The sequence below is a fragment of the Anaeromonas gelatinilytica genome (assembly GCF_016820635.1).
Classification (GTDB): domain Bacteria; phylum Bacillota; class Clostridia; order Tissierellales; family SIT17; genus Anaeromonas; species Anaeromonas gelatinilytica.
The window spans coordinates 1-10,784 of record NZ_WSFU01000006.1 but is presented as its reverse complement, the minus strand read 5'-3'; the positions used below and the strand labels follow the sequence as shown (position 1 = coordinate 10,784).

The window sequence follows — 10,784 nt, the reverse complement described above, 5'->3', positions numbered from 1 at the left end:
ACAAAAAAGATAATGCTAATATGTACCATGCGTTGTATGGGAATTTAAGCCCTTGGACTGCTAGACAAACTAGAGTAGATTAAATACTAATCGAAATAGGGCAGGTTGAACAGGGAAGATTATTAGAGATGATGATCAAAATTAAAATTTATAGGTTTTTTATAAAGTTTTTATAGATATTTATAGATTTTGTGCAACGGTATAGTATGGATTATAAAAATAGAGTAGAAGAATTAAAGGATGAGATGATAGATTCAATTATTAAGGTGGTTAATATACCTAGTGTTAAGGGCGAAAATAGTGAAAGATATCCTTTTGGCGAAGAAATTGATAAAGTATTAAAGAAAACTTTAGAGATATGTGAAAAACTAGGACTTAAAACTTATTATGATGAAGAAGGATATTATGGTTATGCAGAAATTGGTGAAGGAGAAGAAATACTAGGTATTTTAGGACATTTAGATGTAGTTCCAGTTGGAGAAAGAGCTAATTGGAAATTTGATCCTTTTAGTGGAGAAATTAAAGATGGTAAATTATATGGGAGAGGAACACAAGATGATAAAGGACCAGTGTTTGCAGCTATTTACGCAGTTAAAGCCTTAATAGATTCAGGAGTAAAATTAAATAAAAGAGTTAGGTTCATATTTGGTACAGATGAGGAAAACCTTTGGGGTGGGATTGATAAATATATGAAAAAAGAGGAAGTTCCTAATTTAGGTTTTGCTCCTGATGCTCAATTTCCAATGATTCATGCGGAAAAAGGATTATTGCAATTGAAATTGGTATCAAAAGAAGGTTCAAATATAGAATTATCAGGTGGAGGTGCTTTAAATGCAGTTCCTGATAAGATTGGATATAAAAAAAGCGATAGGTTTAAGGAAGAATTAAATTCTTTGGAATTTGAATATGAAGAAGATGAAGATTTCATATATGTATTAGGTAAAGGAGCTCATGCTTCACAACCTCATAATGGAATAAATGCAATATCACGATTAGCTATTGCTTTAAATAATATAGGTATTGAAAGTAAAGCTGTTAAATTTATAGCAGAAGTAATAGGAGAAGATTATAATGCTAAAAATATCTTTGGTAATTGTGAAGACGAACCTTCTGGTAAGATTACATTTAACATAGGAAGTATAAATGTAGATGAAAAAGGAGAAGAAATAGGTGTAGATATTAGAATTCCTGTTACTAAGGATAAAGAAGATATAGTAAATGATATTAAAAATAATGTAAAGGAATATGGTTTAAAATATGAAGAATTTGATTTTCTAAATTCTTTATATGTGGCTAAAGATCATGGGCTAATTAAAACTCTAAGAAAAGTGTATGAAGATGAAACAGGTCTAGATTCTACTCCTTTAGTTATTGGAGGAGCTACATATGCTCGTTCTATGGATAATTGTGTAGCTTTTGGAGCAGTCTTTCCAGGACAAGAAAAAGTAGAACATCAAGCTAATGAATATATTGAAATAGATAGACTTGTTGAAGTAGCAAAGATTTACTCTAGGGCGATTTATGAGCTAACTAGATAAATTATGGAGGAGATGAAATGAAAAATTTAGAAATAGAATTACAAAATGAAACAGGATTGCATGCAAGACCAGCTAGTTTATTTATTAGAGAAGCTTCAAAATATACCTCTGACATAGTAGTAATAAAAGATGGTACAGAATATAATGGTAAAAGTATAATGGGAATATTAAGCATGGGAGCTTCTAAAGGTAATAAACTTACAATAAAAATTAAAGGTATTGATGAAGAACAAGCCTATGAAGGTTTAAAGCTTTTATTTGAGAATGAAATAAATAAAAATTAAATTGAATAAATAATAAAAAACATAAACCATTCTTTAAACAAAGGAATAATATATACTATATGACTTTGTTTGAAAGGATGGTTTATTTATATGAATAGAATAAGATATACAGTTAGACCTGGAGACAGCCTGTATGTAATAGCTCAAAGATTTGGGATATCGACAGAAGAATTAATGACAGCTAATAACTTAACAAGTCCTGACATAATACCAGGACAGATATTAGAAATACCTATAGAATATTATATTGTTCAAGCAGGAGATAGTTTGTATTCAATATCTCAAAAATTCAATGTACCTATAGAGAGCATTATTGAATTAAATAATTTAGAGAATACAAGTTTAGATATAGGTCAAAGATTAGAAATACCTTTTTATACGGAAGTAATAGTAAATGTTGATATAGCTAATGTTAGATTAGGACCAGGAACTAACTTTGATGTAATTGAGCAGATGGAAAGAGGCGCAAGACTCCCAGTGATAGATATAGTTGATCAGTGGACAGAAGTTGAATTATATGATGGTAGGGAAGGTTGGATTTCTAATGCAATAGTAGATAGGAGAGTTCATGGAGGAGAGAATCCTATAGTTGCAATATTAGGATATTATACATTAGAGGAAGGCCCTGCATTACCTAGCTCCTATGATTCTTTTGTGAATAATATAGATCAACTTACAAAAGTAGGTATGTTCATGTTTAGAATTAGTGAAGATGATCCTACTACTATAGAGAAATTTGGTGAATTTACTAATCAATATGTAATGGATGTAATAGATATAGGACATAGAAATAATGTGAAAATGCTAGCTTTAATTCATAATCTATTATATATAGGAGGAGTAGATAGGGCAAAGGAATTAACTAGTCAAATGTTAGCTACAGAGGAGTCTAGAGGTACTTTTATACAAAATACTATAGAATTAGTAGAGGGTTATGGGTTTGATGGAGTAAATATAGACATAGAAGATGTTAATATTGAAGATAGCGAAAATTTATCTTTGTTCTATGCTGAGTTAGCAGAAGCACTTTCAGAAAGAGGTTATTATTTGTCAGCATCAGTTCCATCCAGAGTTAGTGATGAACCATTTAATCCTTTTTCTGATCCTTTTAATTATGCAGCTATAGGAAATGTAGTAGATGAATTTAATGTCATGTTATATAATGAGCATGGATGGCCTGGAAGCGGTCCAGGACCGGTAGTATCTATCGGTTGGATGGATAGAGTTTTAAGATATGCTATATCAAGAGTGCCTAAAGAAAAAATAATGGCAGCAGTATCTGTTTTCGGATTTGATTTTAATTTAGCAACAGGTAGATCTTCTTATGTAACTTATGATATGGCTATAGAATTAGCAGAAAATTATGGTTCCGAGATAATATTTGATGAGGAAACTCAAACACCGTATTTTGTATATACAGATGAGGATGGAAATGAACATGAGGTATGGTTCGAAAATACTCAAAGTATAAAAGCCAAGATAGACCTTGCCAATGAGTTGGGGATAAATGGAATAGCCCTATGGAGATTAGGTATGGAAGATGAGTCCATGTGGAATATGATAAGAGAAGATGTAGTAGTTAAGAAATTTTAGAGGAGATTGATCTCCTCTATTTTTTATTGTGAAAGTTAATTTAACAAAAGTTTTAGATCATTGATAAATAGAAGGGCTAATAGTTACAGAAAATATTGGAAGACAATAAAAATGAGGGTTGTTGGAATCCCCTGTCGTATTGGAAGGGTGCTCAGGTGCACGTATTGTGCACCGTCAAAGAGAAACTAGTTTTCAATATTGAAGAGGATATGCTTTTTATCCGACTTTTTTGAATAAATATCTAATATTATATGTTAATATATACATATAACATTATTTAGGAAGAAAAAATGCTAGAAGTAAAAGGATTAGTTAAGGATTGTAAACTACCACCGAGACAAGCATGAGAGGTTTTCTGATTCATTTCTAATAAAATTTTTCCTAAATTAGAATGGAGATAGATTATTAGATTTAAGCTAATAATACTGGGTATATTGAAATAATAAAGACATGATAAGGAGTGAAGATATGATTGATCTAAATAAAGCTATGGAAGAAGTTAAGAGTTGGGCAATAAAAGCTGGGAAAATACAAAAGGAGAATTATGAAAAGGAAAATTTGAAGATAAATACCAAATCTAGTGATATAGATCTAGTCACGGAGGTGGATGAATTATCAGAGAAGATTATATTATCAGCTATAAAGGAAAATTATTCTGACCATGGAATTTTATCAGAGGAATCTGATTATATAGAAAAAAACTCTGATTATTTGTGGATTGTAGATCCTTTAGATGGAACAAATAATTATGCTCAAGGATTACCAATATTTGCAGTTTCTATAGCATTAAAATTTAAGGGAGAGATAGTATTGGGAGTGGTATATGAACCAATACTTAATGAAATGTTTAGTGCTATTAAAGGAAAAGGTGCTTATCTTAATGATAAAAAGATTACTGTAGGTTCAAAAAATACTTTAAGACAATCAGTATTGGCTACAGGGTTTCCCTATGATAGAGTAACGAATATTGATAATAATTTAAACTATCTTAATAGTATACTTCCTAAATTAAGAGGAATAAGAAGAATGGGAGCAGCCGCTTATGATTTAGCAAATGTAGCCTGTGGAAGATTAGATGGATATTGGGAGTTAAGGTTAAGTCCTTGGGATGTGGCCGCTGGTAGGATATTAATTAAAGAGGCTGGTGGAAAAGTAATAGATATTCCAAATAAAAGGAAAGTATCAATAGTCGCTGGAAATAGCCAAATATGTGATTTGATAATGGGTGAAATTAAATTATTAGAAGAAAAATAATATTTAAAATAAGGAGCCTAATTAGCTCCTCTAAATTTATCAAATTAGCGTTTAGTTGTAATGCTTGTTATAAAACCAATTATACCAAACAAAACATAATAGCCAGCCATAGATATACTTAATCCGAATAATTCATTTATACCATTAATAATGATACCTTTAAATCCTATAATTGAAAGTAACCAAGCAAATAAAAGCCCGCCTAATATACCAAACATAAAAAATACCTCCTCAAATAATATATTATCATAATATCTCTATTATAGTAAAAATTAAATAAAAATTCTTTATTATAGGGAATAAAGGTTAAATGATATATGGTATAATTATCTAAAAAGGTGGGATTAAAAAGAAAAGGGATAATAGAAGTTTTAATGACTATAATAGCATTAGTATTAATAAATATAAAATAATAAAATTAGAGGAGAGATACGGTGATTGGAGCATTTTTTGATATTGATGGAACTCTTTATAGAAATTCCCTTATGATTGAGCATTTTAAAAAGCTTATAAGATATGAAGTAATAGATGAATTAATCTGGCATAAACATGTTAAACAGACTTTTGAAGAATGGGAGAAACGGTATAGAGACTTTGAAGATTATTTGGAAGAGCTGGCAGATATATATGTTAGAGAATTAAAAGGTGTAAATAAGTCTCATATAGAATTTATTGCTCATCAGGTAATAAATATAAATGGAGATAAGGTATATAAATATGCTCGTGATAGAATAAAATGGCATCAAGATCAAGGACATAAAGTATTTTTTATTTCTGGGAGTCCTGAATTTTTAGTAGGAAAGATGGCTGAAAAATATGGAGTTACTCAATTTAGAGGAAGTAAATATGTAGTAGATGAAAATAATAATTTTACTGGTGAGATAATTAAAATGTGGGATTCCTTTAATAAGCAAAGAGCATTAGATGAATTTGTAGAGAAATTTAATATTGATTTAGATAATAGTTATGCTTATGGAGATACAACTGGAGATTTATCAATGATGAAAATGGTAGGAAATCCTGTTGCTATAAATCCAAATAGGGATCTTTATAATTGTATAAAGGAAGATAAGGATATATCTGATAAAATTTCAATAATTATTGAAAGGAAGGATATGATATATAAAGTAAATTCTTCTGTAGAAATCTTAGATTGATTAATATATTATTTTCTTGACAAATTAGTATATTTTGATATATTATAAACCAAACTGTATAATTAAATGCTAAGATAAGGATAGTAATATAGGGATAGTTCACAAGAGAGATAATCCTTAGGCTGAAAGATTATTAATGAATGCCTATATGAAAATCACCTTTGAGCAGTATACCTGAAATTATGAGTAGGGTATTACCGTAAAAATACGTTATATTAATGGAGAGATAGTATATTATACTATAATTTGGGTGGTAACGCGGTTAGATCGTCCCTAAGCTAAGGCTTAGGGACTTTATTTTTATAAAATTCACAAAACATAAAATAAATTAATGAGAGGAAAGGATGAGAAGATGAGTAAATTCAAAGAGTTATCTAATCAACCTGTAAAAGAAACAGAAAAAAGAATTGCTGATTTTTGGGAAGATATAGATATATTGAAAAAAAGTGTAGAAACTAGAGTAGATAAAGAGCCTTTCGTATTTTTTGAAGGTCCACCAACAGCAAATGGTAGACCAGGAATACATCATGTATTATCCAGAACATTAAAGGATTCTGTATGTAGATTTAAGACAATGGAAGGTTATCAAGTAAAAAGAAAAGCTGGGTGGGATACTCATGGTCTTCCTGTAGAGATAGAAGTTGAAAAGCAACTTAAATTAGAAAATAAACAAGATATAGAAAAGTATGGAATGGATAAATTTAATGAAAAATGTAGGGAGTCTGTATTCCAATATGAAGGTTTATGGAGAGATATGACTAAAAGAATGGCATATGCTATAGATTTAGAAAACCCATATATTACATTAGATAATAATTATATTGAATCTGTATGGTGGATATTAGATAAATTTAATAAAGAGGGATTAATCTATGAAGGACATAAGATATTACCATATTGTACGAGGTGTGGTACAGGATTAGCATCCCATGAAGTTGCTCAAGGATATGAAGAAATAAAGACAAATACTGTTATAGTTAAATTTAAAAGAAAAGATATGGATGAATACTTCTTGGTATGGACGACTACACCATGGACATTGGCAGCTAATGTAGCATTAACTGTAAATTCAGATGTTACTTATATAAAAGTAAAATCTGAAGGAGAAGTCTTATATGTTGCTGAAGAGTTAGCGGATCAAGTATTTGGAGATAGAGAATATGAAGTAATAGAGAAACTTACAGGAAAAGATATGGAATATATGGAATATGAACAATTCATGCCTTTTATAGAGGTAGACAAAAAAGCATTCTTTATTACAGTAGCAGATTATGTTACTACTTCTGATGGTACTGGTATAGTTCATACAGCTCCGGCATTTGGTGAAGATGATTATAATACAGGTAGAAGATATGATTTACCTGTAGTTCAACCCGTTGATGAAGAGGGGAAATATACAACAACACCATGGGAAGGCATGTTTGTAATGGATGCTGATATAGAAATTATAAAATGGACTCATGGAGAAGACAAATTATTTAAAAAACAAAAGATTGCTCATAATTATCCTCATTGTTGGAGATGTAAAACACCATTATTATATTATGCTAAACCAAGTTGGTATATAGAGATTACAAAATTAAAAGATAAACTTATTGAAAATAATAATAATGTAGAATGGTACCCTGATTATGTTGGAGAAAAAAGATTTGGAAACTGGTTAGAAAACTTAAATGATTGGGCAATTTCTAGAAGTAGATACTGGGGAACTCCATTAAATCTTTGGAGATGTGATGAATGTAATCATATTGAAAGCATTGGTTCTAGAAAGGAATTATCAGAAAAGGCAATAGAGGATATTGATGAATCAATAGAATTGCATAGACCATATGTAGATGATGTTCATATTAAATGTGAAAAATGTGGTTCTACAATGAATAGAGTTCCTGATGTAGTTGATGTATGGTTTGATAGTGGATCAATGCCTTTTGCTCAACATCATTATCCTTTTGAAAACAAAGAAAATTTTGATGAGTTATTCCCTGCAGACTATATCTGTGAAGGCATAGATCAAACTAGAGGATGGTTCTACTCATTATTAGCTATATCTACATTTGTTACAGGTAAATCACCTTATAAGAAAGTATTAGTAAATGATCTTCTTCTAGATAAAGATGGTAAGAAAATGTCAAAATCAAAGGGAAATACAGTAGATCCTTTTGAAATGTTTGATAAATATGGAGCAGATGCATTAAGATGGTATTTATTATATGTATCTCCAGCTTGGACTCCAACAAAATTTGATATAGAGGGATTAAAGGAAGTACAAAGTAAGTTTTTCTCTACTGTTAAGAATGTGTATAATTTCTTTACTTTATATGCGAATACAGATGATATTGATCCTACTAAATTTAATATAGAATATAAATATAGACCAGAGTTAGATAGATGGATACTTTCAAAATATAATAATCTTGTTAAATCAATAAAGGAAAACATGGATAAATATGATTTAACTAAGGTAGTAAGAGATATACAGGAATTTGTAAATGAAGATTTAAGTAATTGGTATATTAGACGTTCAAGAAGAAGATTTTGGGCTACTGAATTAACTGATGATAAAAAGGCTGTATATAATACTACTTATGAAATATTAGTAGGAATAGCACAGTTAGTAGCACCTTTTGCTCCTTATATTTCTGAGGAAATGTATAGAAATTTGACTAATGAAGAATCCGTGCATATAAGTTATTATCCTAAAGCAAATGATGATTTAATAGATAATAACGTAGAAAAGAAAATGGACTTAGTTAGAGATTTAGTTAAACTGGGTAGAGCATCTAGAGAATCTGTTAGAATTAAAGTGCGTCAGCCAATAGATAAGGTAATTATAGATGGTAAATATGAGGAATTAATATCTGATTTAATTCCATTAATTAAGGAAGAATTAAATGTGAAAGAGGTTGTATTTGCTAAAAATATAAAAGAATATATGAAATTTAATCTAAAACCAAATTTCCCAGTAGCAGGACCTAAGCTTGGAAAGAATATTAAGTTATTTACAAAGGCATTAAATGAATTAGATGCTTCTGAAGCTGTAAATAAATTAGAGAGTGGTGAAACTATAGTTATAGATCTAGATGGAGAAGACTTTGAAGTAACAAAGGATTTTGTTGATATTAGAATAGAAGCTAAAGAAGGATTTAATGTATCTATGGAAAATAATCTATTTGTAATATTAGATACAACTTTAACGGAAGATTTAATAAATGAAGGATATGCAAGAGAATTTATATCTAAGGTACAACAAATGAGAAAGAATAATGACTATGAGATGATGGATAATATTAGAATTTACTTTAATGGAGATGAAGATATAGAAAAGGCAGTTTCAGAGTTTAATGAGTATATAAAGACTGAAACATTAGCAGTAGAAATTAATTCTGTAGATGAAGAAGAGCTAGAAATTCATAATCTTAATGATCATGATACAGGAATAAGGCTAGAAAAAGTAGAATAATATAAAGACCAGGTCGAAAAAAATATGGCCTGGTCTTGAATTTGTTATAATTAATATAATGAAGTAAATTAATAGGGAAGAGGGAATTTATGTTGGGAGAATATATTAAAGCTTTCTTATTTATCTTTATGGCTGAAATGGGAGATAAAACTCAAATATTAGCTATGACTTTTGCAACACAATATAAGGTGAAAAAAGTATTATTAGGAGTATTTATTGGTTCTTTTTTAAATCATGGAATAGCTATTGTTTTAGGTTCATATTTAGGAGGTATGATTCCGATAAATAATGTTCAAATAATAGCTGGAATATTATTTATTTTTTTTGGTATATGGGGACTTTGGGATATCAAAGATGAAGATGAAGAGGATAGTATAGGAAAAGGTATGGGACCTATATTAACTGTTTCACTAGCATTTTTTGTTGGTGAATTAGGGGATAAAACTCAACTTACCGCAATGACTTTAGCAACAGATGCGATATATCCTTTATTTATTTTATTAGGAACAGTTAGTGGAATGATAGTGACCAGTGGATTTGGTATTTTTATTGGTAAGAAATTAGGTGAGAAAATTCCTGAGATATGGATTAAAATATCATCTTCATTTGTATTTATATTTTTTGGTGTATTGAAACTCTTTCAAACCATACCACAGTCATATTTAACATCTATAAATATTACAATATTTTTTATAGGGCTTTTCATTATGATAGTTATACTTTTGAGAAGGTTAATTGTAGTATCTAAATCAACTATTTCTTCTCTTAAAGAACTAGCTATTACTCTATATAATCAAACAAATAAGGTAAAAAAAGCAATAGATGATATATGTTTAGGGGAGAATCACTGTGGTGGCTGTAGTGAAATTGGATGTTTAATTGGATTTATAAGAAGAGCATTGCAAGAAGCATTAGAAAATAAAAGATATATTTTAGATGAAGAGTGGAATATCCTACCTAATATTGGAAATAAAAACTTTAATAAAGATAAAGTAATAGTAGCTATGAGGATGATTTTATCCTATTATAGAGACCAAGGAATAGATAAGGATGAAAATCATATTATAAATAAGTCTAGAAAAGCTATGGAAAAAATATTATTTAATCATGAGATAGAATTCAATGAAGATATAGAAAAATATCTTAAAAATATACAAAAGAAAGATAAGGAAATTTATAAAAGCATATTAATAGCAGAAGAAGATATAAGAAATATAGATTAAGCATATTTTGTAAACAACATAAATTTGAAAAATAAAAGGTTGTGTCGGTTAACCGATACAACCTTTTATTTTGTATTTTTTTATTGTCTATGAAAGTTAATTTAACAAAAGGCTTAGACTATTGATAAATACAAGGGTTAATAGTTACAAAAAATATTGGAAGACAATAAAAAATAAGGGTTGTAGGGGATGGAATCCCCTGCCGTATTAGGAGGGTGCTCAGGTGCACGTTTTATGCACCGTCGAAGGGAAACTAGGTTTCCCTAGCGAAGCGG

At 29.4% G+C, this 10,784-nt stretch carries 8 protein-coding genes and 1 other annotated feature; of the genes, 7 read left to right on the top strand and 1 reads right to left on the bottom strand.

Annotation, left to right across the window (positions count from 1 at the left end; all coding sequences use genetic code 11):
* Window positions 1-206 precede the first annotated feature (206 nt).
* From pepV to GOQ29_RS00345, 4 genes are all read left to right on the top strand, one after another.
* Window positions 207-1,538, top strand: a complete 1,332-nt coding sequence (pepV, locus tag GOQ29_RS00360; RefSeq protein WP_203370370.1) for a dipeptidase PepV — start codon at window positions 207-209, stop codon at window positions 1,536-1,538.
* A gap of 17 nt (window positions 1,539-1,555) precedes the next feature.
* Window positions 1,556-1,822 (top strand): HPr family phosphocarrier protein, encoded by a 267-nt coding sequence (locus GOQ29_RS00355; RefSeq protein ID WP_203370369.1) that lies wholly within the window; start codon window positions 1,556-1,558, stop codon window positions 1,820-1,822.
* Window positions 1,823-1,912: 90 nt separating this feature from the next.
* Window positions 1,913-3,415 carry a glycosyl hydrolase family 18 protein gene (locus GOQ29_RS00350; RefSeq protein WP_203370368.1) on the top strand — a complete coding sequence of 501 codons (1,503 nt, stop codon included), beginning with the start codon at window positions 1,913-1,915 and terminating at the stop codon, window positions 3,413-3,415.
* A 468-nt stretch (window positions 3,416-3,883) separates the two neighbouring features.
* Window positions 3,884-4,669, top strand: coding sequence for an inositol monophosphatase family protein (locus GOQ29_RS00345; RefSeq protein ID WP_203370367.1), 786 nt, complete (start codon window positions 3,884-3,886; stop codon window positions 4,667-4,669).
* 44 nt (window positions 4,670-4,713) lie between these two features.
* Here the strand turns inward: GOQ29_RS00345 and GOQ29_RS00340 are convergent, their stop codons facing one another.
* Window positions 4,714-4,887 carry a hypothetical protein gene (locus GOQ29_RS00340; RefSeq protein WP_203370366.1) on the bottom strand — a complete coding sequence of 58 codons (174 nt, stop codon included), beginning with the start codon at window positions 4,885-4,887 and terminating at the stop codon, window positions 4,714-4,716.
* Window positions 4,888-5,103: 216 nt separating this feature from the next.
* On the opposite strand from GOQ29_RS00340, the gene GOQ29_RS00335 reads away from it, so the two are divergent.
* From GOQ29_RS00335 to GOQ29_RS00325, 3 genes are all read left to right on the top strand, one after another.
* Window positions 5,104-5,826, top strand: coding sequence for an HAD family hydrolase (locus tag GOQ29_RS00335; RefSeq protein WP_350445945.1), 723 nt, complete (start codon window positions 5,104-5,106; stop codon window positions 5,824-5,826).
* A gap of 62 nt (window positions 5,827-5,888) precedes the next feature.
* Window positions 5,889-6,104, top strand: a binding site (T-box leader).
* Window positions 6,105-6,178: 74 nt separating this feature from the next.
* Complete coding sequence (ileS, locus tag GOQ29_RS00330; RefSeq protein ID WP_203370365.1) at window positions 6,179-9,286, top strand: isoleucine--tRNA ligase; 3,108 nt, start codon at window positions 6,179-6,181, stop codon at window positions 9,284-9,286.
* An 89-nt stretch (window positions 9,287-9,375) separates the two neighbouring features.
* The gene (locus tag GOQ29_RS00325) at window positions 9,376-10,509 is read left to right on the top strand and encodes a TMEM165/GDT1 family protein (RefSeq protein ID WP_203370364.1); all 1,134 of its coding nucleotides are present in this window, start codon (window positions 9,376-9,378) and stop codon (window positions 10,507-10,509) included.
* Window positions 10,510-10,784: the final 275 nt, after the last annotated feature.

Bases quoted from the DNA above. Each gene is read 5' to 3' on its own strand.
- pepV (WP_203370370.1), top strand. From the start codon at position 207: ATGGATTATAAAAATAGAGTAGAAGAATTAAAGGATGAGATGATAGAT.
- GOQ29_RS00355 (WP_203370369.1), top strand. From the start codon at position 1,556: ATGAAAAATTTAGAAATAGAATTACAAAATGAAACAGGATTGCATGCA.
- GOQ29_RS00350 (WP_203370368.1), top strand. From the start codon at position 1,913: ATGAATAGAATAAGATATACAGTTAGACCTGGAGACAGCCTGTATGTA.
- GOQ29_RS00345 (WP_203370367.1), top strand. From the start codon at position 3,884: ATGATTGATCTAAATAAAGCTATGGAAGAAGTTAAGAGTTGGGCAATA.
- GOQ29_RS00340 (WP_203370366.1), bottom strand. From the start codon at position 4,887: ATGTTTGGTATATTAGGCGGGCTTTTATTTGCTTGGTTACTTTCAATT.
- ileS (WP_203370365.1), top strand. From the start codon at position 6,179: ATGAGTAAATTCAAAGAGTTATCTAATCAACCTGTAAAAGAAACAGAA.
- GOQ29_RS00325 (WP_203370364.1), top strand. From the start codon at position 9,376: ATGTTGGGAGAATATATTAAAGCTTTCTTATTTATCTTTATGGCTGAA.